The organism is Leyella stercorea (genome assembly GCF_021531655.1).
Window position 1 is genome coordinate 1 of record NZ_JADYUF010000049.1, and the last position, 24147, is coordinate 24147.

General features: G+C 46.1%; 19 protein-coding genes, 1 tRNA gene and 1 pseudogene. 8 read left to right on the forward strand and 13 right to left on the reverse strand.

What is annotated here, in order from left to right:
• Positions 1-84: 84 nt before the first annotated feature.
• From I6E49_RS12045 to I6E49_RS12080, 8 genes and pseudogenes are all read left to right on the forward strand, one after another.
• Positions 85-1307: pseudogene (locus I6E49_RS12045) on the forward strand (site-specific integrase).
• Positions 1304-1675, forward strand: a complete 372-nt coding sequence (locus I6E49_RS12050; RefSeq protein WP_235402556.1) for a hypothetical protein — start codon at positions 1304-1306, stop codon at positions 1673-1675. Before I6E49_RS12045 ends, I6E49_RS12050 begins: the two are co-directional and overlap by 4 nt.
• A gap of 577 nt (positions 1676-2252) precedes the next feature.
• Complete coding sequence (locus tag I6E49_RS12055) at positions 2253-3017, forward strand: type IV toxin-antitoxin system AbiEi family antitoxin domain-containing protein (protein ID WP_235402558.1); 765 nt, start codon at positions 2253-2255, stop codon at positions 3015-3017.
• A complete protein-coding gene (locus I6E49_RS12060) occupies positions 3004-3966 on the forward strand; it encodes a nucleotidyl transferase AbiEii/AbiGii toxin family protein (protein WP_235402560.1) in 963 nt (320 codons plus the stop codon). Before I6E49_RS12055 ends, I6E49_RS12060 begins: the two co-directional genes overlap by 14 nt.
• 226 nt (positions 3967-4192) lie before the next feature.
• Entirely contained in the window at positions 4193-4522 is a 330-nt protein-coding gene (locus I6E49_RS12065) for a sigma-70 family RNA polymerase sigma factor (protein ID WP_369681629.1), read from the forward strand.
• A gap of 8 nt (positions 4523-4530) precedes the next feature.
• Positions 4531-5223, forward strand: coding sequence for a DUF4974 domain-containing protein (locus tag I6E49_RS12070; RefSeq protein WP_235402562.1), 693 nt, complete (start codon positions 4531-4533; stop codon positions 5221-5223).
• Positions 5224-5226: 3 nt separating this feature from the next.
• The gene (locus tag I6E49_RS12075; RefSeq protein ID WP_235402564.1) at positions 5227-6024 is read left to right on the forward strand and encodes a carboxypeptidase-like regulatory domain-containing protein; all 798 of its coding nucleotides are present in this window, start codon (positions 5227-5229) and stop codon (positions 6022-6024) included.
• Positions 6025-6176: 152 nt separating this feature from the next.
• Positions 6177-6250: transfer RNA gene (locus tag I6E49_RS12080), tRNA-Arg, on the forward strand.
• A 273-nt stretch (positions 6251-6523) separates the two neighbouring features.
• Here I6E49_RS12080 and I6E49_RS12085 read toward each other — a convergent pair.
• The 13 genes from I6E49_RS12085 to I6E49_RS12145 form a co-directional block, all read right to left on the reverse strand.
• On the reverse strand, positions 6524-7885 hold the full coding sequence (locus I6E49_RS12085; protein WP_235402566.1) for a sulfatase family protein: 1362 nt from the start codon (positions 7883-7885) through the stop codon (positions 6524-6526).
• Between the two features lie 356 nt (positions 7886-8241).
• Positions 8242-9048: an EFR1 family ferrodoxin gene (locus I6E49_RS12090; RefSeq protein WP_235402568.1), complete on the reverse strand. Its 807-nt coding sequence runs from the start codon at positions 9046-9048 to the stop codon at positions 8242-8244.
• Between the two features lie 122 nt (positions 9049-9170).
• Positions 9171-9563: a DUF1573 domain-containing protein gene (locus tag I6E49_RS12095; RefSeq protein WP_235402570.1), complete on the reverse strand. Its 393-nt coding sequence runs from the start codon at positions 9561-9563 to the stop codon at positions 9171-9173.
• 211 nt (positions 9564-9774) lie between these two features.
• Entirely contained in the window at positions 9775-11019 is a 1245-nt protein-coding gene (gene serB / locus I6E49_RS12100; protein ID WP_235402571.1) for a phosphoserine phosphatase SerB, read from the reverse strand.
• 12 nt (positions 11020-11031) lie between these two features.
• Positions 11032-12096 (reverse strand): mannose-1-phosphate guanylyltransferase, encoded by a 1065-nt coding sequence (locus I6E49_RS12105; protein ID WP_235402572.1) that lies wholly within the window; start codon positions 12094-12096, stop codon positions 11032-11034.
• Positions 12097-12194: 98 nt separating this feature from the next.
• Positions 12195-12557, reverse strand: a complete 363-nt coding sequence (locus I6E49_RS12110) for a hypothetical protein (protein WP_235402573.1) — start codon at positions 12555-12557, stop codon at positions 12195-12197.
• Positions 12558-12653: 96 nt separating this feature from the next.
• Positions 12654-12956, reverse strand: a complete 303-nt coding sequence (locus I6E49_RS12115) for a winged helix-turn-helix domain-containing protein (protein WP_235402574.1) — start codon at positions 12954-12956, stop codon at positions 12654-12656.
• A 144-nt stretch (positions 12957-13100) separates the two neighbouring features.
• Positions 13101-14867 carry an aspartate--tRNA ligase gene (gene aspS, locus I6E49_RS12120; RefSeq protein ID WP_235402575.1) on the reverse strand — a complete coding sequence of 589 codons (1767 nt, stop codon included), beginning with the start codon at positions 14865-14867 and terminating at the stop codon, positions 13101-13103.
• A 589-nt stretch (positions 14868-15456) separates the two neighbouring features.
• On the reverse strand, positions 15457-17484 hold the full coding sequence (locus I6E49_RS12125; RefSeq protein ID WP_235402576.1) for an alpha-amylase family glycosyl hydrolase: 2028 nt from the start codon (positions 17482-17484) through the stop codon (positions 15457-15459).
• Positions 17485-18004: 520 nt separating this feature from the next.
• The gene (locus tag I6E49_RS12130) at positions 18005-19429 is read right to left on the reverse strand and encodes an Outer membrane protein SusF domain-containing protein (RefSeq protein ID WP_235402578.1); all 1425 of its coding nucleotides are present in this window, start codon (positions 19427-19429) and stop codon (positions 18005-18007) included.
• A 22-nt stretch (positions 19430-19451) separates the two neighbouring features.
• Positions 19452-20720, reverse strand: coding sequence for a SusE domain-containing protein (locus tag I6E49_RS12135; RefSeq protein ID WP_235402579.1), 1269 nt, complete (start codon positions 20718-20720; stop codon positions 19452-19454).
• A gap of 32 nt (positions 20721-20752) precedes the next feature.
• Entirely contained in the window at positions 20753-22414 is a 1662-nt protein-coding gene (locus I6E49_RS12140) for a RagB/SusD family nutrient uptake outer membrane protein (protein ID WP_235402580.1), read from the reverse strand.
• Positions 22415-22507: 93 nt separating this feature from the next.
• On the reverse strand, positions 22508-24082 hold the full coding sequence (locus I6E49_RS12145) for a SusC/RagA family TonB-linked outer membrane protein (RefSeq protein WP_235402581.1): 1575 nt from the start codon (positions 24080-24082) through the stop codon (positions 22508-22510).
• Positions 24083-24147: the final 65 nt, after the last annotated feature.

Here is a 24147-nt window from a genome sequence, read left to right on the forward strand (position 1 = left end):
GACATACGGAAATACTCAAAGCCTTTTTTATACAATAAATTCAACCTCAAAGTCTAAATCCGAAACTTGAGAAAAGTAAGAATTATGAGATGCACTTTCAAGACAGTCTTCTATGTAAATGGAAGCAAGGAGAGAAACGGAATTGTCCCTATCATGGGACGTGTGACAATCAACGGAACTATCGCACAGTTCAGTTGCAAGCAGAGCGTTACCAAGGCTATCTGGGATGCCAAGGGCAACAGAGCCATAGGCAAGAGTAAGGAAGCCAAGGAGGTGAATTTTGCGCTTGACAACATCAAGGCTCAAATCGCCAAGCATTATCAACGACTTTCCGACCGTGAGGCGTTCGTTACCGCTGAAATGGTGAGAAACGCCTATCAAGGCATAGGCACCGAAAACGAGACCTTGCTCAGAGCTTTCGACAAGGAGAACGCCGCCTTTGCCAAGCGTGTCGGCAAGGACAGGGCAAAGACTACTTACACAAGTACCTAACGGTGAGAAAGTACGTTGCCGAGTTCATCAAGTATCAGTACAAGCGCAGCGATATGTCCATGAATGAGCTTACCGAGGAGTTTATCCGTGACTATTGCCTTTACTTGAAAAATGTGGTAGGGCTTGCGCAGTCCTCCATTTGGATTTACTCCATACCTCTGAAACATATCGTTACGGCGGCACACTACAACGGCAAGATACCGAGAAATCCGTTTGCCATGTACCACGTTGATCCAGACCATAAGGAACGTGAGTTCTTGACATTGGACGAGCTTACCGCCATGACTGAGATAAAGTTGGAAGACCCCAACATGGCATTTGCGAGAGACCTTTTTATCTTTGGCAGTTGGACAGGTATAGCTTTCATCGACATCAAGAACTTGACGGAAGATAACATCAGCATGGTAAACGGTGCTCCTTGGATAGTGTCCAAGCGTCAGAAGACAGGCGTACCGTTCCAAATCAAGCTGTTGGATATTCCTATGCAGATAGTTGAGAGATACAAATCTTTCAGAAACGGTAATCACTTGTTCAACATTGGCAACCTTGACAGCATCAACAAGCGCATCAAAAAAGTAGCGGTAATGTGTGGCATCAAGAAACGAGTTTCATTTCATGTCTCCCGCCATAGTTGGGCTGTTTTAGCATTGGAGTATGGTATGCCGATAGAGAGCGTTAGCAAGATTCTCGGTCACACGAATATCACCACGACACAGATATACGCCAAGGTGACAAGCAGCAAACTTGACCATGATATTTCTGTCTTTGAAAGTCGAATCAAGGGGCATTTGCCTGTAATGGGAGGAATGGCATGAAACGGACTGTAATCACCGTGGATGGCAATGGAAGGCTTTCCATTCCGTCCAACTTGGAGGACTTGTGGATGAGTGAGGGAGAGTTGGTGGATATGCTTCATGTTACCGCCCCGAAACTCAACTCTGTGATACGAGCTATATATAAAGAAGGTATGTTGTCTATGTCGGAAGTCCAATACAAGGACGAAACTTCCGTTAGTGTTTGGCAAACGCTGTATAATTTTCCTATGATAGTTGCCATTTGCTTTCGTCTCCACTCTTTTGGCGCAGCACAACTTCGTGAAGTTATCCTCAAGAGATTGTACGAAGCAAAAGAGAAAACAACTATTGTCCTGCAACTCTACGGAGAGACGAATGCCTTTTGTTGAAAATGGTCGTATCTTTGACGCTTCGGTTGTTCACTGTCGTATTGACTTATTGACGCACTGATTCACTGTCGTATAGAAATGCACTTGTAATGTGATAAAGATGTATCCATGCAAAGAATAGTGTAAGCATATATACATTGATGTCATACGTTTTACATATTTATCGTATGACATATAAAACGTATGACATGCAGGAATACATTTTTGTTCATCCCGAGGAATGGTATTCTATGTCCCCCATTCTTCGGGATTTATTTGTTTCATCCTTTGGACATAGCGAAAAACGAGTCGTTCCTTGGAGGCTTTGCGCCTCCAGCCACTTGGGCGAACCACCGCAGTGTTTTCAATGGTATTAGGTTTTATTCTTTCCAAAACATTGTGTCCACAAAGACACAGCAAGGTATGTTTCGAGTTTCTCGAAACCTTTTGGGTTACTCCCAAAAGAACTTGCCTGTCGGTGATTTGTTCCTCCGTAGTCGGACAATTAAGATGGAAAGAATATATAAAAAAGCATAAAAGTTTCTGATTTTTCTCATAAATAAATTAGATTTCATATATTTGCGCAAAATTAGAAACAATGACAGAACTATTGAGTATATTATATAAGCTGCGGATATTCACTTTGGATGAACTTTCTGAGGCTCTGAAAGGCAAGGTGAAATCTGTGGAAGCGTTGCTTGCTCGGTACAAGCAACAAGGGTGGATTGTGGCTATACGGCGCAATACCTATTGCATGAAGGATATTGCATCTGGTTTACCTGTTTGCGACAAGTATGAGATAGGAAGCCACGTGTCACATACAGCTTGCATCAGTTATCACACAGCATTGGAATTTCATGGATTGGCTCATCAACCCTTCAATGAGGTTTTTGTGAAAAGCATGACTCGCTTCAATTCCTTTTCTTTCGACGATGTGGATTATACCTATTGCCGACAAACAAAGGAAATCGTTGGTATGATGACACCTAAGGGAAACCCTTATGTGCGAGTAACGGATGTGGAGAGTACGTTGTTGGATTGCTTTGACCGCATCGACCGAGCTGGTGGTATTGAGGAATTGCTGCATTGCATGGAGGGTATCGTCTTGCTCAATGAGGAAAGGCTCATCGATTATCTCGCAAGGTACGACAAGGCATTCCTGTTCCAGAAGACAGGCTATCTGTTGGAGCGAATCAAGGAACAAGCCAACATCTCAGAATCCCTCTTGGAGCTGTGCCGAGCCAAGGGAACCAAAAGCGTCAAGTGGTTGACTAACAACGAAGAGTCGGATACATTTGTAAATAAATGGCGCATGTATGTGCCGCAAGAACTAACATCAAAGGAAGAATATGAACTCATATAACAAACAAGCTCTTGACATCATCGCCAAGGAGCAAGGCTTTATTCGCGACAACCTCGAAAAGGTGATGCGATTGGTGGAGATACTCAACTATTTCCATGACAGTCCTTTGCTGTCTAAATCTCTTGTGCTGAAAGGTGGCACAACCATCAATCTCACCGTTTTCCAACTGTCAAGACTCTCGGTAGATATAGACCTTGACTTTACGGTGGATTGCGACCGAGAATCCATGTTCTCCATTTGCCAAGAAGTGAATAACGAGAATCTACTCTATATGGAGTCGGATGGTTATCATCTTGCGCCTGGCTCCAAGACACCGCATACGCTTGACTCATGGGTGTTTCATTATACCAATGCCGCAGGCAACAACGATGGCATCAAGATAGAAATCAACTATTCCGACCGTTGCCATATCCTGCCTGCCATAGAGACTCATGTGTCCATTCCGTTTCTGAGCGATGTGAAGGTACGTTCTCTTTCACCTGTCGAATTGTTTGCCACCAAGATAAACGCCTTGATAGGTAGAAGTGCTGCACGTGACATTTATGATGTCTATAACATGGTGAAGCATCAGCTATTCGTGAGCGATGAAGAGAAAACGTTGCTGAGAAAAGCGACCATCTTTTATCTGACTGTTGGCTCAAGCAGAAAAGACAACGCTACGCCTACGGAATATACTGACTTTCCGCAGATAGACAAAATCCGTTTTCCGCAGATTCGTTCGCAACTCTTGCCTGTACTTAGGCGCAGTGAGCATTTTGACTTTGAAAAAGCCAAGACAGAAGTGAAAGACTTTCTCTCAAAGCTATTGGTTCTGACAGAATCAGAGAAAGAATATGTGCGGGAATTCAATGACAAGAAGTATATTCCAGAATTGCTGTTCGAAGATAAAGAGATGGTCAATAGAATCAAATTTCATCCTATGGCTTTGTGGAAGACAAGGAGTCGTTGAATGTTTTTTCTGTAAATTTTGAAAAAAGTTATTGTTTTGCTTAGTTTTTTGCTTTGCTCAACTGTATAGATAGTGTATGAAACAGGAAAAGGACATAGAAAGAATGTTTCGTCAGCATTACGAGAAGATGTACAATCTGGCCAGAAGCATCCTCTCCGATGACGATGAAAGCAAGGATGTAGTGAGCTAAGTCTTTACCACGATTCTTGCCGATGATGTAGTCCTGATGCCTGAGAGTGAGGAAGGATTCCTGATGAGGAGCGTCCGCAACCGCTGTCTCAACCTGATAGCCCATAAGGGCGTGAAGGAAAAGGTAGCGAAGTTGCTCATAGATGATACCGATGTTATTTTGTCGGATGAAACCGATGAGCGACTCGACCAGCTGATGCTTCTCATCGAAGACCAGGAACCGCCTATCCGACAACTCATTTTCCGTCTGCGCTATCTTCAGGAGAAATCTTATCAGGAGGTGGCTGATGAAGTGGGAGTGAGCAAGGTGACGGTATTCAACCATCTTTCGAAGGCGATGGACTGGATTAAGGAACAATTTAAATGAGCAAGACAATGACAAACAAGGAATTTAACAAGAGTAAAGAAGAAAAGCGTCAGATGTTCTTCGATATGCAGGAACATCCCGACCGCTATACCGACGAGCAAGTGAAACGTTTGCTTGCCGATGAGGACATGAAGGATTTCTTTCACGACATGGCAATGGTTAGGATGGCGATGAAGAAAGGAAACCCAAAGAAAGTGAATATAGATGAAGCATGGAAAGAGTTTGCCGATAGGCAAGGATTAAAGGCCAACAATGCTTCTGGTAAAACATCCAGCAATCGCTGGAAGATTGCAGCATCCATCATTGGTGTCATTTTTCTTTCAGGCATAACTTTAGCCGCAATCCATTCTGGCATTTTCCGTTCATCTTCTTCGGATGAGACTAGCCAAGCCAAGACGGAACAAGTATCTTCTACTTCTGATTTGAACAAGACGGATAGCATCAAGGTGAGTGCTACGGAGAAGGCTGATAGTCTCGACCTCAAACCTGTTGTCTTTGACAATGCCGAGTTGGGCAATGTCGTGTCGCAGCTTGCAGCCTTATATCATGTCAAGGTGGAATTCGACAATGCAGAATCGCAGCATATCCGTATCTTCTTCAATTGGGACAAGACTAAGACATTGAAGCAGAATCTCGAAATATTGAATGCTTTTGAGCGCATACAGATAACGGAAGTGGATGGGATTTTAAAAGTGGAGTAAGTTATGAAGAAGATTGTTTTTAACTTAATGTTGTTGATGATAAGCATGGGTATGTCTGCCCAACGCATTACCCGACAATATAATAATGTGTCATTCTCTGCGGCATTGAAGGATTTGAATGCTCGACAGGATAAGTATGTCATCAACTTTGTGTATGACGAGTTGGAGGATTTCAAGGTGACGAAGAGCATCAAAAATGAAAGTGTTCCAGATGCCATCATGAACTTGATAGGCTTTTATCCTATCAAGATGAAACAAGTGGATAATGTTATTATCGTTGAATGTATCCAAAAGGCTTCTAACAGAATGATGGGACGTATCGTGGACACTCATCATCAACCTGTCGATTTCGCCAATGTTTCACTTCTGAATGTCAATGACTCTTCGTTTATTACTGGTGGTGTGACCAATGAAAACGGACAATTTGTAATACCTTGCAATGCTCAAAAGGCTATTGTAAAAGTAACATGTGTAGGATATAACACTTATCGCAATATCTTTAGTACTGGCAAAATAGGTACAATAGCTTTAAGCGAAGTTACGCTAAATCTACAAAAAGTAGTTGTGAAAGGTCATCGGAAGATTTATAAGTCAGACGGAACAAAGCTTATCGTGGATGTTCAGAAATCTGTATTAAGCGATTTTGGAAGTGCCGATGATGTTGTTGCGCAATTACCAACAGTGTCAGGTAGCGATGGCAGCTATTCTGTCTTTGCAGACAAAAAGAGTTGTTTGACAAGCAAACGTATGCAATTTGCAGAATTTAGCACTATAGCCAAATCATTACCTCAATTGAGGTGAAACACTCATAAATCGCTCATTTTAAGCTATTCTGAATATTTGGGCGGAATTTTTTTTGAAAAAAGTGGCTTAAAAGTTTGGAGGTTTAAATAAAAAGCCATACCTTTGCACTCGCTTTTAAGGAACAACGCTTCCGCAAAGCAATAAGGATTGGCTCCGTAGCTCAACTGAATAGAGCATCTGACTACGGATCAGAAGGTTGCAGGTTTGAATCCTGCCGGAGTCACAAACAATTTAAAAGAGGACTTTACGCAATGTAAAGTCCTCTTTTTTTATGCCTGTAAGCATTTTAAGGTAAACCGCTTTTGGCTGTTGCCAAATAATTATAAATATACCGTCTGACTTTTCTTACTTTCAAGCTATTTGCATAGTGCTTTTCAAATGTAGTCCTTTTGCACTTCAAAACGAGTCCTTTTGCATGCCAAAAGGAATCCTTTTACATAGCAAAACGAGCCCTTTTGCACTGCAAAAGGGCTCGTTTTGTTTTGGGGTAGTATTTTTACTTCTGTCGTGGCACGTAAGGAACATCGGCGCGCGATGACTTTACGTTGTAGTTGTTCATCCACTCTTCGAGCATACGGCGGTGCTGGGCAAGAGTCTCGGCGTATGCTTTCTCCACAGCCAGGTTGCGGGTCTCGCCACGGTCGCGACGCATGTCGTATAGCTGTTCGCGATAGCGTCCCTTGTCGTAGAGCACATACTTGAAGTCGGGAGTGCGCAACGACCATCCGAGTGTGCCCGAACCCTTGTCAAACATGGTTTCAGTAACGACGTATGGCTGGTGCTGTGCGTTGGCGTTGCCGCTTTCGGCAATGGTGCGGAAGGACACGCCACGTGTGCCTTCAGGCTTAGTGGCACCAGCCCAGTCGCATATCGAGGCAAAGAAGTCGGGACCGTTGTTGATGAGTTGGGGCAGTTGCTTGCCGGCATTCTTCTTGCCTGGCAGCACGACAATCAGCGGAATGTTGGTCACTTCGTCGTATAGTGCCGACTTCTGGTTCCAGTGGTGAGCGCCGGTGCCGTCGCCGTGGTCGCTGGTGAATATCACTACGGTGTTGCGCCACAACGAATTCTTGTCTATTGCATCAACAATCTTACCTATTTCCTTGTCGACATGCTCCACCAGTCGGTAGTAGGCGTAGCGGTATCGGCGCCAGTCATCGTCGGTGTACGATGTTGTAGGGTATGCCGAATAGTTGAGTGATTTCTCGCGTTGTAGTATGTCGGCGTCGTATGGGCTTATGGCGTAGTTGGCAGGCAGCCCCGGACACTCGCTCACGTCAGGCACGGTGATGTCGGCAAAGGGCAGGTCCTGCTGGCGTGCAAACTCGCATATGTTATGCGGATTGTCGAACGATGCCACGAGGAAGAAGGGGCGTTCGGGCTTGCTGTGGCTGTTGAGGAAGTCGACGCAAACTTCGGCAAGTCCGGCATCGTCGTGATTGTGTATGTTGCGGAATCCGAATTCACCGTCGGGTATTGAGGCTGTATGGGCGTGCCATTTTCCGGCGTAGGCGCATTCGTATCCGGCTTCGCCCACGAGTGTGCCGAGTGTGCGCGTGCGTACGGAGTCGGGTATGGGTGTGCCGTTGCGCTCCACTCCCAGTTCGTGAGCCATGTACCCCGTGAACATTGATGCGCGCGATGGTCCGCTGAGCGGCGACGAGCAGTAGGCGTTGGTGAATGTCACGCCAGCGGCAGCCAGTCGGTCGATGTTAGGGGTGTGAAGGTCGGTGTTGCCAATGCAGCTCATGGCGGTAGCTGTCTGTTGGTCGGTCATGATGTAGATGATGTTGGGGTGCTGTGCAGCCATCGTTGTGATAGGCGCAAGTGCCAGTAGGGGTTTCAGTATATGTCTCATTTCTTTATTATTGTTCTATTAGTATTATTTGAATATATGTTACGGTTTGCTTGTATTTGGGCCTTGTTATGCTTCGAAACGTCACTTAAACTATGAAAAAACGTAAAAATGCAACTTTTTAGTTATTTTTTTTCCCGTTTTTTTTGCAGCAATGGAAAATATTATTAATTTTGCCATCGTGTAAAGAATAACGCTAAATGTAGCGAAGATTTTTTTGATTTGTTTTAGTAGATTAGTTTTTAAGTAGTTTGTTTTTGAAAGTCGGATGCCGTGAGGCACCCGATTTTTTTTGTTATTATACTTTTCCTGTTTTTGTTTTCGAGGCTGATTGTCTGCCGTTTCCAGAAATGGTAGTCTTAGATATTGCGCTCGAAATGTTCGTAATAGTATTGTCCCTTGTCCTTGGTGCGGTTGCCGTATTCTATGGCACGGGTGGGGCAGTGGTGGTAGCAGGCAAAGCACGATAGGCACTTGCCGTTGTGTTTCCATTCTGGGCATTCGCCCTTGCTCCATTCTATGTCGTCGGTGGGGCAGACACTGGCACACTTGCCGCAATGTATGCAGCGTTGCGGGTCTACACGAAACTTGCTGTCGCCTATAATCCATTTGATGAAAGCGTGGCCGATCAGGCGGCTGTTGATTCGAGGCCAGTGTCCTCTGGTTATCTTGAATATTCCGCGGTCCTTGTCGATAATGTGGTCGACGAATGCGCATATCATGTGGTTGGCATGCGTTTTCTTCTGGATTTCCTTCTTCTCTTCGTCTACATCCATGAAGGGCAGGCCTACATACGATTCGGGCATGATAAGCGATATGGCGCTGTCGGCCTTCAGTCCGATGGCAGCCAGGTCTTTCTGGAATATGTCTACGGCTTCGCCCACGGTGTCGCCGGCTGTGCATATTATGTAGCAGTAGCGTCCTTGGGCGTTGGTGATGCGCAGATTGGCTATAAACTCTCTCACCATGAGTGGCGGCCTCCATCCATGTACGGGAAAGAGGAATCCGATTGACTCTTCCGAATCAAGCGTATATTCGTGTATTTTGTCGCTGCCGCCATGCTTCTTGCATTCGGCTGCGATGTCGATGATGTCGTCGCCGGTAAGGTGTTTGATTCTTTGGGCTGCCCAGCGGGTGTTGCCTGTGCATGAAAAATAGAATACCATGTGCTGCGGTGATAAGGATTGTGCGGTGAAAAAAAATAAGGCAGGGTGCGCAGTTGTTTGGTGCGTACCCTGCCTTTATCTCATGTCAGCCTCGATGTGAGGCAGCCTGTAGAAGGTGCTTCTTATTTCGACTCTTCCATTACGCCTTCGATGTACAGACGTGTAAGCTCGGTTACGCCGTTTGATCTTACCGTAATGGTCTTCTTGAAGTGTCCCGGGAATGTGCCTCGACCGTTGTATGTCACCTTTATCTCGCCCTTCTCGCCAGGCTTGATAGGAGTCTTGGTGAACGAGGGGACGGTGCATCCGCAACTTGCGATTGCCTGGTTGATTACCAGCGGTGCTGTGCCCTGGTTGACGAATGTGAATACGCACTTCTGTACTGGCTCTTTCTCAGAGAATTTTCCGAAGTTGTAGTTTATCTTCTCAAACTTGATTGAAGCCTGTTTCTCTTGTGCCATTGTCATGCTGACGCATGCGATGAGCATGGCAAACACTATAAATATTCTCTTCATCTTCTTTTCTGATTTTTAGTTGTTAATGAAATAACTCTGCAAAATTACAAAAAGATTTAGGTCTGAGGGGCAAAAATGACGTTTTTTTGCAATTATTATATTAAAAACAAGCGTTATTTGTTTGGTTTAACTGAAAAACAAAATGTGGCAAGACGAAAATATCATTCGCCTTGCCACATTATATATATGTGTGTAATGCGTGAATAGCTTGTCAGAAACGGCCCTGTTCGCCGAGATAGCTGTCTTTGAAGCCGAGGAAGTAGAGTACACCGTCGATGCCGATGGTGTTGATGCTCTGCTTGGCATTTGCCACAACGCGGGGCTTTGCATGGAATGCTATGCCCAGACCGGCTTCGCCCAGCATAGGCAAATCGTTGGCTCCGTCGCCTACTGCAATAGTCTGTGCCAGATTGACCTTCTCCACTTGTGCTATGAGTTTAAGTAGTTCGGCCTTGCGGTGTCCGTCTACTATCTCGCCAACGTAGCGTCCTGTGAGCTTGCCGTTGTCGTCAATCTCCAGTTCGTTGGCATAAACATAGTCGATGCCGTACTTGCGCTGCAGGAATTCGCCGAAATAAGTGAATCCGCCACTGAGTATGGCAATCTTGTAGCCACAACGCTTGAGTACTGCCATCAGACGGTCTACGCCCTCGGTGATGGGCATGTTGGCGGCTATGTCTTCAAACACGCTTGAGTCCAAACCCTTCAGCAGGGCTACACGACGTGTGAAGCTTTCCTTGAAGTCAATCTCGCCGCGCATGGCGCTTTCGGTGATAGCTTTCACCTGAGCTCCCACACCTGCGCGCTCGGCAAGTTCGTCGATGCATTCGGTCTGGATGAGTGTGGAGTCCATATCGAAGCAGATGAGTCGGCGCATGCGGCGATACATGTCGTCACGTTGGAACGAAAAGTCTATCTCCATTTCCGAAGATATGTGCATAAGTTCCTCTTGCATGGCTGCGCGGTCGGTGGGTGTGCCACGCAGCGAGAACTCGATGCAGGCACGCATGTTGCGCTCGGGGTGCTTGATGCTCATGCGTCCGGTGAGTCGCAGTATGGAGTCGATGTTGAGTCCCTGGTTGGTTATGACTCTTGTGGCTGCTTCTATCTGCTTTGCCGAAAGCGACCTGCCGATGAGTGTGAGTATATAACGGTTCTTGCCCTGGCCGTTTACCCAATTCTCGTATTCGTCGTCGGTGACGGGTGCGAATCCGATGTTCACTCCGAGTTCGGTGGCTTTGAACAGCAGTTCTTTCATTACCTGTCCCGATGCATTCTCGTCTATGCGTATGAGTATGCCCAACGACAGTGTGGAGTGTATGTCTGCCTGGCCTATGTCCAGTATCTTTGCATCCTTGCTGGCAAGGATTTCCATTATAGATGTTGTCAGGCCCGGTCGGTCGTTGCCCGTTATTCTGATTAGTATCTGTTCTTCTTTCGAGTTGTTAGTTTCCATTTATTCTTTGGGTTATTCTTCGGCAAACAGTCGTATGCGCTGTTCTTCCGACAGTTTGCACACAATCAGTTGGTTGTCTTTTTCAGCCACGATGTAGCCGTCAAGTCCCTGCACTACCACTTTTTTCTCTTCTGTGGTGTGTACAATGCAGTTGTGCGAGTCTATCATGTGTATGTTCTCGCCTATGAGTGCGTTGCCGTAGAGGTCCTTGTGTGTTTGTTCCATGAGCGATGTCCATGTTCCGAGGTCGCTCCATCCGAAGTTTGCCGGACATACGAATATCTCTTCAGCCTTCTCCATTATGGCGTAGTCTACCGATATGTTATCGCATTCGGGATAGCGGCTGTCTATTGTGGGCTGTTCTTCGGGTGTGCCGTATATGTCGAGCATGCCCTCGAACACCTTACTTATAGTAGGGCTGTACACTCGGAATGCGTTGACTATGGTTGAAACGCTCCATACGAAGATGCCTGCATTCCAGAAATAGTTTTTGTGTGATATGTATTCCTTGGCTGTCTCGTAGTCGGGTTTCTCTCTGAATGAGTCTATGCGGTATATTTCCTTGTTTCGTGGTGATGCTGTCGAGAGGTCGGCCTGTATGTATCCGTAGCCCGTTTCGGGGCGTGTAGGTGTCATGCCGAGCGTCACGATGGCGTCGGTTTCGGACGTGAAGTTCATACACTGGCGTATGATACGTCTGAATTCTTCGTTGTCGGTCACGATATGGTCGCTGGGTGTTATCACTACATTTGCCTTGGGGTCTTGCGACTTTATGCGCCAGCTTACGTATGCTATGCATGGGGCGGTATTGCGTCGGCATGGCTCAAGCAATATGTTTTCTGCCTTCACTTCGGGCAGTTGCTCGCGAACGACGTCGGCATACTTCTTATTTGTCACTATCCACACGTTCTCGGGCGGGCATATGCCTTTGAACCTGTCGTATGTAAGTTGCAGAAGCGTACGACCGACACCAAGGATGTCGATGAACTGCTTCGGGCGGTCGGCTGTGCTCATAGGCCAGAATCTGCTGCCTACGCCACCTGCCATAATAACAAGATGATTACTTACTCGAGCCATAAAAAAGTTTGTTGTTTATCTTGCAAAGATAGGAAAAATTGGCTACATCAGAAACTTTTTAGGCTATGGTTTTCAGAAAACTGTGTTTTTATTTGCTTTTACAGCATATCGTCGAACAAAAATCCCATTTCGGGTTGGCTGTTCTGTTGTTCTTCCTGATGTGACGGTTGTGTCGTTTTGTCGCCAAAATGTAGCATAAGTTGCTGTGCTGCTTGCGATGAAGTGTTGATTTTGTAATATCCTCGCTTGTCGCAACGGCGCACGAGTGAGTCGTACGACTGTGAATTGGCATTGAGCCATTGTCGTACGCTATGGTTTACGTCGTCGATGAGTATGGGCGCGAACAATGTGTTGCACGTATTGTATACATGCAATGCTATCTTGCGTACTGGCAGTCCGTTGTCGCCGGCTTCGCACAGCACATTGATTATTTCGTTGGAGTATTTGTTTGTTTCGCGCATGTCATCAGGACAAAAAGAAAGCTGCACACATATCATACATAGGATATGCATGCAGCTATCTTTCTTATAAGATAGAAACGGTTATTCTATTTTACATTAGGCCAAAGTAACGAGGTTGTCCTCATTCTTTACCTTGCCCTCTTTCAAGAGCCATCCTGTACCGAGGTAAACTTCCTCAGTGGTAATCTTAGCGGCCTTAGCTATCTCAGCTACGCTCATAGCCTTGCCTGCAGCTGCCAATGTCTGGTATACATCACCGGCACGGAAACCAGCGTTTTCTGCGCTTACTGCTACCTCTACAGTCTTCTTGCAGGTTGCACGCTTTGTAGTGGTTGCCTTAACTGCAGTAGTTTTCTTGGCTGCAGTTGTTTTCTTTTCTGTTGCTTTCTTTTCTGCCATAATTTTGTGTAAATAACATTAATATAACGCTTCTCGTTAGCGTTTGTTTTTTTTATACGTTTGCAAAATTAGTCAAATATTTTTGCAAAAGGATAACAAATATATGAAAAAAGCCCGCCGAAGCGAGCTTTTCATTATATTTGTTTAATTTTCTTGACGTAGGTCAACTTTGAGTTGCAGTTCATCAAGCTGTTTCTGGTCGATTGCTGACGGTGCGTCGAGCATAACGTCGCGTCCGCTGTTGTTCTTCGGGAATGCTATGCAGTCGCGTATCGAGTCGAGTCCTGCCATGATCGAAACGAAGCGGTCGAGTCCGAAGGCAAGACCTGCGTGAGGAGGTGCTCCGTACTTGAAGGCATTGATGAGGAATCCGAACTGTGCCATGGCACGCTCTTCGGTGAAACCGAGAATGCCGAACATCTTCTCCTGCAGTTTGCTGTCGTGGATACGCAAGCTTCCGCCGCCAACCTCAATGCCGTTGCATACGAAGTCGTAAGCTTTGGCGCGTACCTGTTCTGGATGTGAGTCGAGCAATGGTATGTCGTCGGGGTTGGGCATAGTGAAGGGGTGGTGTGTAGCCATAAGGCGCTGCTCCTCGTCGCTCCACTCGAACAGCGGGAAGTCGACAATCCACAGACACTCGAACTTGTTCTTGTCGCGCAGTCCGAGGCGGTCGCCCATCTCCAGACGCAGTGTGCAGAGCTGAACGCGTGTCTTGTTGGCGTTGTCGCCAGAGAGGATGAGCACGAGGTCGCCGTCCTTGGCGCCTGTCGTCTCCTTCACCTTGGCAAGTACTTCGGGCGAGTAGAACTTGTCGACCGATGACTTCACGGTGCCGTCCTCGTTATACTTGATGTATACCAATCCCTTGGCGCCTACCTGCGGACGCTTTACGAAGTCGGTAAGCTGGTCGAGCTGCTTGCGTGTATAGTTGGCGCAACCAGGCACGCAGATACCGCCGATGTATGTGGCATCGTTGAATACCGAGAATGTGCCGGTGCCCTTGAGGTCGTCCATAAGCTCTACGAACTCCATGCCGAAGCGCAGGTCGGGCTTGTCGCTACCGAAGCGGCGCATAGCCTCGTGCCATGTCATCTGCTGGAGCTTGGCTGGCAGCTCTACGCCACGAATCTCCTTGAACAGATGGCGTGCCATGTCCTCAAAGAGGTTGATTACGTCGTCCTGGTCGACAAACGACATCTCGCAGTCGATCTGTGTGAACTCTGGCTGGCGGTCGGCACGAAGGTCTTCGTCGCGGAAGCACTTGGCTATCTGGAAGTAGCGGTCGAATCCGCTCACCATGAGCAGCTGCTTCAGAGTCTGCGGGCTCTGTGGCAGAGCGTAGAACTGACCTGGGTTCATGCGCGAAGGCACAACGAAGTCGCGTGCGCCCTCCGGTGTAGAACCGATAAGTATAGGAGTCTCAACCTCGATGAAGTTCTGTGCATCGAGGAAGTTGCGTATGAGGATAGTCATGCGGTGGCGCAGCTCCAGATTCTTGCGCACGGTAGGACGGCGCAAGTCGAGGTAGCGGTACTTCATACGGATGTCGTCGCCGCCGTCGGTGTTGTCCTCGATAGTGAAAGGAGGTGTTGCGCTCTCCGAAAGGATGTTCAGTTCGGTAGCGATGATTTCAATGTCGCCGGTAGGAAGGTTGGCGTTCTTGCTTTCGCGCTCGTTCACAACGCCTGTCACCTGAATGCAGTATTCGCGTCCGAGCTTGCCTGCACGTGCGCAAAGCTCGCAGTCGTCAGAGTCGTTGAAGACAAGCTGTGTGATGCCATAGCGGTCGCGCAGGTCAACAAATGCCATACCGCCCATCTTTCTAACGCGCTGTACCCATCCGGCAAGCGTTACGGTCTTGCCGGCATCGGAGAGACGCAGCTCTCCACAAGTGTTTGTTCTATACATATATATTATAGTGTATTTATTTTATTCCGATAATATGCGCTATTACTACGCAAAGTTATAGCGTTTATTCCGAACCACCAAATTTATAGCAAAATTATAGCGTAATTTTTGATTTTGGCTTTTCCGCCTATCTTATATTTGTGTTTTTGGGCGCTCAATACTGCGAGTTGAACGCACCGGGAAATCTTCGGTGCGAAATTCTCGAGTTTTGAGCGTGCAGAGCTTAAACTGTTTATATACATGCCGTTACGCCGTTAATAGGGTGGGGTGTGCAAAAAACGCAGACTGAAAAGGGCTCCTTTTCTTTGCAAAAGGACTACATTAGCTCTCCGAAAGGGCAACTTTAGCTATACAAAAGGACTCCTTTAGCACTCCAATTGAGCCTCCGTTGCAATACAAAAGGGCTTCCTTGCATTCCAAATGTTATCGTTTGGAAGACAAAGAAGCCCTTTTTGTGTGTTTTCAAGCTATTAGGCAATTGTCAAAACCTATAAAAACCGCCTATGAAATCTCTATAATCGATTTTCTGTTTGTAACACTTTTTTACTGTCTGTACGATATTTGCATGTTATAATTGTCGTTTTAATAGTTATCTTATCATTATCTTCTTTCCGCCGTTGATGTACACGCCCGGTAGGATGGGGCGCTGGTTGTAGCGACGTCCCTGCAAGTCGTACCAGATGGTTGAGGCTTTCTGCTTGTCTACAGTCAGCACATTTACTCCGGTAGAAATCTGGTCGGTCACGTCTTTTACGATGTAATAGCCATTTCCGGCTTTGTCGGTCGTAATCTCGATGTATGTGTCTTTGTCCAGATCGTATACGTTGCAGGTCTGTGACGTGCCCGTTCCAGTATTGAATACGAACGAAATCATATCGCTGCACTTGGCTATGCGGAAGGTCTTGTAGTACCACTTCTTGCCTGCAATAGTCTTGGTTGCAGTCACGGCATCGCCAGGCCATTTGCCTTTTGTTGTGAAGTTCTCGCCCGACAGGTCTTCCCACGCCCAGTAGTTGACGCTCTTCCATCCCACCTGATCAACATTTACGTACACGTTAATGTTGTACGGAGTGAATGCCTCAGGTGTGGAAATCTCGTATGTGCGGGTAGCTATAGCCGACACGGTAGAGCCGGTGAGCAGTCCCACTTTGAGCGTTGTTGTGCCCATGGGGATGTCTATTGCTGTGCCGCTTGCAGCCTTATGGCTTTTGGCAGTAGGTTCGGTTCCGTCGGTGGTGTACACCAGTTGCGCTCCCTGCTTGTTGCTTACGGCTGTAAGGCGAGCCTTCTGTACATCGTCATAATGTCCCGATGGCAGGTCAATCCATGCCACGTTGCTGCTGTTGCTGAGCAGATAGCGGTAGTGATAGCCACGCAGTATTTCGGTGTATCCATACGGTGAGGTGTAGTTGTTGGCGTTGGTTCCCATCACGGCATACAGTGTTCCATTTGAACCTTCGGTCTTCAGCACATTGCATTGCGAGCCCACATATACGTTGAATGTGGTGTTGCTGGTATTGGTAATGCCAGCAATGTGGCGGGCGTTGATCATCATCTTGATGTCAGTGGGGTAGGCTTGCCAGTGCTTGTAGAACACGCACGGCGTGCCGCATGAAGCCAGGATGTAGGCGTTGGCAGCAAGTGTGTCTTTGCGTATAGGGTCTTGCTGTTCGGTGCTTGAGCGGTATTCGGTGTCGTGGTTTTCCACAAAGCTTACAGCATACTGACGGTAAGTGGCATCGCTGATGAGTCCGTCCTTGGCTCTGTTACTCCATTTGGAAGCGATAAGGTCGCGTACGGCGTAACGCACGGGGAAGTCGAAGGCTGCTGATGTGGGTACTCCGTTCACCTTGGTGGCATTTATCCATGCCTTGACGGTGGCAACGTTGCCGTCCCAATATTCACCCACAGAGAAGCCAGGCTTGGCTGCCGTGTTGTATATTCCGGTGAACTTGCCTGCGTAACCCTTCACCATGTCGTAGCGGAATCCGGCATAGCCGAAGTCGTTGAGCAGCATGTCGAGATATACCTTTACTACAGTCTGCACGTTGGAGCTGTAGTGGTCGAGGTCGCGTATGCCGTCCCAGCCGTCGCCCGAGTCGTATTTGTTGCTTAGACTAATCTTAGGAGACTGGCCGTTTGCCCAATTGTAAGTCTTTCCGCCGTCGTCGTTTTGGCAGATGTCGGTAGAATACATCTGGTAGGTTACGCCCTTATATTTCTCTACGGGGAAGTCGGTCCAACTTGTCAGTGTATTGCGGTGGTTGATAACTACGTCGGCAATGGTACCTATTCCTTTGCTCTTGAATGTCTTGATCATAGAGCGCAGTTGGACTTCGTTGCCAAACGAGCTGTTGTAATTGCTGAACCAGTAGAGGTCGTCGTATCCCATTGAGCGTTTGCTGCTGATGCAATTGGCGCTCTGCGGAATCCATACAAGGTTGAAGTATGGTGCAAGGTCGTCGGCTTGGGCTTCAAGATTGCTCCATCTGGATGCTCGGTATGAGTTCCAATAGAATCCTTGCAGCATCACTCCGTTGTAGTTGGCGGGCCAACCTTGAGCCTGCATGCTTAGTGATGCCATAAGGGCAACGAGTGTCGTGTAAATTTTCTTCATGTTCTGTTTTTAGTTACTTTTGGATTAATTGCTTACTACTACTTTTCTATAAATTAAATGACTGCTTATCCGGTTACAACTACTTGCATCACGCAACTATATAAACCTAATTGTTTTATGCCCCAAAGTTACGTCAAATTTCATTACTGATGTATACAAATATTGTGCAAACGTGCAAATGGAATGCGCAAACGTTTGCATGCCAGTGCTAAATAAAAAAAATGAAGAGACTACTCTCTTACTGCGAGCAATCTCTTCCAACCTAAATTAAAACGTGTAAAACCTTAATAAACCTATGCGATGGTAGTAGCTGTATATGATTTTGAAAGTACTGTTGTATTATTCTACTCCAAATTTACGCATAATTCCTTTATCTATATATATAAATAATGTGTAAACGTACAAATGAATTGCGTAATCGTTTGCATTTCATCACTCAATGTTTCGGATGAACAACAAAAAAGGCGGCTCTCATATCATGAGAACCGCCTGATGTTAAATTAAATGTAAGTGGCTATGATTACTCTACTGTGCAGTAGATATTGTCCTTAGTCTTTCTTGTAGGATACAACTTAACTGTGTTGCCTGCAACTGTAAGGTTGGCGCCATCTTGCTCCAAGTTGTTGATGCTTCCACCGAGGTTAATTGACCAATCCTTATTTACAATGAACTTCCAACCATCGGCTGTTACGCCTACATTAGTAGCCTCGAAGCAATACTCCTCAGCATTCCAGGTCATGGGAACTGGGGCTAACACATCCCAACCTTGGAATTTACCAACCATACCCATGGATTCAATCTTAGTAGCTTCAATGGTGCCTTCAGAGAGATTGACATCTATGTAGTAAACACCTTCACCTGCATTTACACCGAGGTTGCCATTTTTGACGCCGATAGCAGCTCCCTTGAATGCAACGAAGGTGTTTGCACCGATAGCGGTATCCCAGTTTCCTTGTTCACGCTGGAACTTGAACTCAAAGCCAGCACCGTTAGGATCGGCTATATATACGTAACCGGTATATGTACCCTTATCTTCGTCTACGAGAGCAAGCTTCTGGTCAGAAGAACTCCAAGCGTCTGTACTACCGATGAAGTAGATGAATGGATCGTAGTTCACTGGCTCAATGGTATAAGAATAGTCCATCATGTTGAGAGTGAGCTTGTACTTGCCAGGCTCTGCAATCTTACCGGCACCAGGATTATCGCTTGTCAACAGACCTGTCATGCTTTCGCTTCCGTTTTCCTTAGGTCCTACTACGCCAGCAGCCCAGATGGTACCGGCATCACCGTTCTTCTTAGGAATAATCTTCCAGTACTGGTCTACCTTGGTTGTTTCGAACGTGAGTGTGAAGAAAGGATCGTCATATACATCCTTGTCGCTGTGCTTGAATGCCTGCTTAGCACTTACATTATTCCAACCGTCAAAGACTAAGACATCATCAACGTCTTTGACATTAAATATATCGCCTACGAGGTAGTAACCCTCTTCGATAACTGGAGCCACAGGAATAGCCTTTACCTGGAATGTTTCAGATGTTGCCATCTTTACAACAGTAGAACCATTGCTAATCCATGCGTCAAGCGTAGCATTGATGTCACGCTCAATTGGGCGCTTGCCATACGTTTCAGAGATGTATGTTGCCAAATCGGCTGTTGCCATCTTGCCGTCATTGTCAATGTCGTAGGTCTTGTCGCCCAGATTGATCTTGATGGTTGGTGTGTAACCGGCGTCGGAAGAAGTGGGAGCAACAATGCTCGCCACTTGAACCTTCTCTTCCGTTACATTAGCCAAGTTGATGACATCAACTGCAGTAACGCTACCGTTACCGAATTCTACAGCTTTCGGCTCAGCGTTGACTTGGGGTTTGCTCCAGTCGGTATAGTCCTCGGTACATGACACCATAGCCATCAGCAGGGTCATTCCCAATAATATTTTCTTGATCATAATTGTCTTTGCTTAAAGTGATTTACAATTTAACGATGCTGAACGAACCTGTGATGTCGTTGAATGAGATGACGTACTTGCCTTCTGTCAAGCCGATGTTGTTGCCACCTGATTCACATTTGCCGTACATGTTGATAGCTCCATTAGTTGCACCATATCCCCATGATTTACCCCAAGCGTTGCCATCAGCAATCTTGAACTTGAATTCTACTGTCTCACCAGCAGGAACTTCCATAACGTAGTACCAAGCGTGGTTCTCAACGCCCTCAGTGTTGTAAGGAAGCATTGGAGTGTCTGCCCAATCGTTGAATGTACCAGCAATCTGGATAGTGCCATAGTCTGTTACATCGCCCTCGTATTTCACCATAGTGGCTGTATTTTTGGCGGTGTTCAATGTGATTGTGTAGTAACCGTCTGCTCCTGCAAGGATATGACCACCATCGTTATTAGTTGAACCACGATAGGCGATATTGTCCTTCTGCTTTCCACCGCCGTCCATACTGTAGTCCCAAACGAAGCTTGAAGGCAGAATCTTGAAACCTGCTACAGCAGATTCTGCTTTGTCGTTGAATTCGTCTGTAAGGAAGAAGTTGGTGTATTCAATCTCACCCGTACCTGTCTTCTTGTCGTAACGGAAGTTGGGCTTCAAGAACATAGGAAGATTTTCCTTACCAATTGACTCCTTATTGTCGCCCCACTTGCCACCGAACATGTTGCCTACAAGATACCACATTATCGGTGTGGCATCCTTCAATTCAACATAGTATGGTTTTGCTTTGAAGGTGACAGTGTTTGATGTAATAGGGTTGAGACGTTTGTTACCTTCCACTATATAAGCATTGATACGGATGCTTACCTCCTGCTCGGCAGGAACTTCGTTTTCCTTGAATTTAAGGATACGCACCAGACTCTTGTCTATTTCTTCAGCCGTGATAGTAGCATTGCAATACTGTGTTGTCGGGCTGAGTATATCGTAGTCGGCAACCTTTTCACCTGTTTCATCGTTTGCGGCTTCATCGGTAGAAACGTTGAACGAGTTCTTTGGAGATATCTGTATCTCGTATGTTACGTTGAGAGGAGCATTGTCGGCTGTATACTTAGGCTGTGACCATGTAAAGTTAAGCTCCTTGGATTTCTCCAAATCAATAAGTCCATTGGCATATTCAGGAGTATTCAATTTGAACTCTGTAGGCTGAATCAGCGTAGGGTTAGAGTCATTGTCATCCGAACATGATGCGAATAAGCTGATGATGCCGAAAAGCAGAGCACCAATCATATATTTATTCTTCATATTACATTTTTTTCTTTTATAATTCTATAATATTAGTTTTCGGTATCGCCATATCCGTCAATCTGTGTCAGGTTCTTGTTGGCAAGAATCTCTGAAGATGGAAGAGGATATACGTTCTTGGTCTTGTCGAAGTTTGATCCATTGTCGCTGCCACCCTTCAACTCCCATTTGTATGTGGCCTTGTTGCCACCATACTGATTGAAACGAATCAGGTCGGTACGACGTAAACCTTCGCAGTACAGCTCACGGGCACGCTCGTCGAGCACGTCATTAAGGGTGTAAGATGAATGCACGTCAGCGTGGGCGCGCTCGCGAAGCTTGTCAATATAACCCTTAGCCTTATCCGAACCCTCACCATTAAGGTGCATCTCTGCCTCTGCAGCATTGAGGTAGGCTTCTGCTACACGGAAGAGGAAGAAGTCGGTGTCTACAAACTTGCTATCGTGTGGGGTACCACCTTCAGCGTAGTTGTTGTTCCACTTGGGTGTCACAATACCTGAGAAGAAACTTTTGTTTTCGCCAAGTTCCAAGGTGCGGTCGTTCTTATCGTTACCTTTTCCCCAGAAAATTGCACGGTCGTCAATATTCATTTTACGAATATCCTTAGCCTCCTTCTTTACTACAACAGAAGGATTATTAAAGAATACCTTTAGGAATGAAGGACGAACGCGCATACCCGACCAAGCGTTCTCTGTGGTACCGGCATCCTTGCCTGTAACGCTCTTCATTGCATCATTCCAAAGAGCAGCTATATAGAATAGCGAACCGCCATATCCCTGAGTCATAGTGCCGTCTTGCATCAAAGGAAGAATAGCCTCGCAACTTGCACCGTTCGATCCGTTGTCGCCCATAAAGAGCAGATCGTATGGCTGATAGCCATTAGTCTTTGCTTTCTCAGAGATTCTGCTGTCGTCGAAGAGGGCATAGTCTGAATTAATAACATTCTCAGCGTACTGAAGTGCCTTGTCCCAATAAGGGTTGTCCTGACCGTCGTTGTTAAGGTATGTTCCTGCATTGAGGTACAGACGGCTTAAGAGCAACCAGCATGCACCTTTGTCTATGCGTCCATAGTCTGCATCGGTGTCTTTCTCTGGCTTTGCTGGCAGCAAGTCAGGTTCAGCTTCGAGCAATTCTTTCTCTACCCATTTGAAGAGGAATTCACGACCCAACTGCAGAAGTTCTGCACGAGTGTATGTCTTGTTTGCTTCAAACTTAGAGTTGTAGGTATGTGCCTGATACGGTGACTCTGATGAACTCTTTTCAACGAAAGCAGGGTCGCCGAAGAAGTCAAGCATCAAGAAATAGTTGTAAGCACGAATTACACGTACCTCTGCATATCTGGTCTTGTCCTCTTTGGCTGCATCAATGTTCAAGAAATTATTCTCAAACGAAATGTTAGACATCAAACGATAGTACAGGTACTTCAGAGTTGGTGTGGCTGCGTTGTACTTGTTGTAGCTGATATCCACAAGACCACCGTCTGACCACCAGCAGATAGCTTCGTCGGTAGGCAGCTCGTTGAAGTTGAAAATGTTGCGGAGTAGGGTTGACTTACCAGCGTCGTCGATGGTGAAATCGGCATTACCGTCATTGCCCTCCATAATAAGACCCGCATAGCATTTGGTGTATAAGCCTAAAGTGTTAGGATTCGTTTCAACATTAGGGTCAATGTTTCCCTTATCCAAATCTGCCATACAAGAACTCAAGCTTGCTGAAAGCAGAAGAGCTGCAGCCGGGGCAATTGTTTTGAATTTATTGAGTTTCATATTGAAATCCGTTTTTAGTTGTTAGAAGTTGAGGTTGAGACCGAGCAGGAATGTGCGGCAACGTGGATAGACATTACTGTCCTTACCTGATGTCATTTCCGGCTCAAGACCTTTGTACTTTGTGATAGTAAATACGTTAGAGCATGAGGCGTAGATACGACCTGAGATACCATGGTATTTACCCATCTTCAATACATTGTTGAAGTTGTAGCCCAATGTGATATTGTCGCACTTCAAGAAGCTGGCATTCTGTACAAAGTAATCGGTAAGAGGATAGTTGTATGATGTCCAGCCTAAGGTAGTTATATCCTTTGTGGCGTTCTCATAATATCCCTTTGAATTGTAGAGTTCTGAGGTGTTGGCTTTACTCTCTTCATATCCGTTATAGACATAGTTGCCTAAGCTGAAACGGAAGTTACTGCCGAGATCCCAGTTCTTGTATGAAACCTTAAGGTTGAAACCGCCAGTCCAAGGAGCTACGATATTCTTATAGAAGTATCTGTCGTTCTCGTCAATCACACCATTACCATCGCGATCTACGTAGCAGCCCATGATAGGACGTCCATTCTCGTCATATACCTGCTGGTAAACCAAGAAAGAGTTGGCTGGCTGTCCTACCTTATGATAGGTGATGGGCTGATTCTGACCTACCTGCATACCTGCTTCAATCATATCACGACCGCCTGCAAGTTCGGTAATCTTGTTCTTGTTGTAGGCAGCGTTGACACCAACTTCTACAAACCAGTCTTTTGTCTGTATAGGACGACCTGTAATGGCAACTTCAAAGCCCTTATTTTCCAATGTACCGGCATTCATCAAGAGTGCATTGTCAAAGTTCTGACCTGCAGAGATAGTTGTAGTACTGAGCAAGTCGGTTGTTTTGCGGTAATACGCATCAAGGTTTAAGGTAAGTCTTTGATCGAACATACCATAGTCGATACCGACGTTCCATGTGGTTGTTGTCTCCCAAGTCAAATTGTCATTGTATGCCAATGGGATAAAGAGTGTTCCTGGGTTGTTCTTAATGCCACCGATAGGATAGAGGTGGTGATTACTTGTACTCTTTTTGTAAGTAAGAGTATAGTATTCCTTACCAGTGTCTTGCTGACCGGTCTTACCCCAACCAAGACGAAGCTTCAAGTCGCTGATAGCATTGACATTTTTCAAGAAACTCTCGTCTTTAATACGCCATGCAAAGGCTGCTGATGGGAAGAAGCCCCAACGGTTTCCGTCAGAAAAACGGCTTGAACCGTCATAACGGGCAGTGAATGTGAGGAGATAACGATTCAACAAAGAATAGTTGGCACGTCCATACCAGCTCACGAGATAGGTCTGTCCTCGCCAATTCTTTGTGTCGTACGACTTTACTGTTCCTGCAAGAGATTCGCCCTTGTCGTTCTTACCTTCGTTGGTAGAAGGATACATTGATCTGCTCCATTCGTTTCCCCAATATTTCATGTGACTATACTCGTAACCAGCCATGATGTCGAAGTGGTTCGCCTTGTTGAAGTCCTTGGTGTACTGAGCATAGGCTGTTGCCAAGACGTTATACTTCTTTTCTTTATTCTCGCTGTCGCCACCATAGTAGTACCCCAATTCGGGATAAAATAGCGATTAGTTGCATATGAAGACAGATACACGAGTTCTCTTCTCATGCCATC

Coding starts and splice junctions, on each gene's coding strand:
- I6E49_RS12050 (WP_235402556.1), top strand. CDS start 1,304: ATGAAACGGACTGTAATCACCGTGGATGGCAATGGAAGGCTTTCCATT.
- I6E49_RS12055 (WP_235402558.1), top strand. CDS start 2,253: ATGACAGAACTATTGAGTATATTATATAAGCTGCGGATATTCACTTTG.
- I6E49_RS12060 (WP_235402560.1), top strand. CDS start 3,004: ATGAACTCATATAACAAACAAGCTCTTGACATCATCGCCAAGGAGCAA.
- I6E49_RS12065 (WP_369681629.1), top strand. CDS start 4,193: ATGCCTGAGAGTGAGGAAGGATTCCTGATGAGGAGCGTCCGCAACCGC.
- I6E49_RS12070 (WP_235402562.1), top strand. CDS start 4,531: ATGACAAACAAGGAATTTAACAAGAGTAAAGAAGAAAAGCGTCAGATG.
- I6E49_RS12075 (WP_235402564.1), top strand. CDS start 5,227: ATGAAGAAGATTGTTTTTAACTTAATGTTGTTGATGATAAGCATGGGT.
- I6E49_RS12085 (WP_235402566.1), bottom strand. CDS start 7,885: ATGAGACATATACTGAAACCCCTACTGGCACTTGCGCCTATCACAACG.
- I6E49_RS12090 (WP_235402568.1), bottom strand. CDS start 9,048: ATGGTATTCTATTTTTCATGCACAGGCAACACCCGCTGGGCAGCCCAA.
- I6E49_RS12095 (WP_235402570.1), bottom strand. CDS start 9,563: ATGAAGAGAATATTTATAGTGTTTGCCATGCTCATCGCATGCGTCAGC.
- serB (WP_235402571.1), bottom strand. CDS start 11,019: ATGGAAACTAACAACTCGAAAGAAGAACAGATACTAATCAGAATAACG.
- I6E49_RS12105 (WP_235402572.1), bottom strand. CDS start 12,096: ATGGCTCGAGTAAGTAATCATCTTGTTATTATGGCAGGTGGCGTAGGC.
- I6E49_RS12110 (WP_235402573.1), bottom strand. CDS start 12,557: ATGCGCGAAACAAACAAATACTCCAACGAAATAATCAATGTGCTGTGC.
- I6E49_RS12115 (WP_235402574.1), bottom strand. CDS start 12,956: ATGGCAGAAAAGAAAGCAACAGAAAAGAAAACAACTGCAGCCAAGAAA.
- aspS (WP_235402575.1), bottom strand. CDS start 14,867: ATGTATAGAACAAACACTTGTGGAGAGCTGCGTCTCTCCGATGCCGGC.
- I6E49_RS12125 (WP_235402576.1), bottom strand. CDS start 17,484: ATGAAGAAAATTTACACGACACTCGTTGCCCTTATGGCATCACTAAGC.
- I6E49_RS12130 (WP_235402578.1), bottom strand. CDS start 19,429: ATGATCAAGAAAATATTATTGGGAATGACCCTGCTGATGGCTATGGTG.
- I6E49_RS12135 (WP_235402579.1), bottom strand. CDS start 20,720: ATGAAGAATAAATATATGATTGGTGCTCTGCTTTTCGGCATCATCAGC.
- I6E49_RS12140 (WP_235402580.1), bottom strand. CDS start 22,414: ATGGCAGATTTGGATAAGGGAAACATTGACCCTAATGTTGAAACGAAT.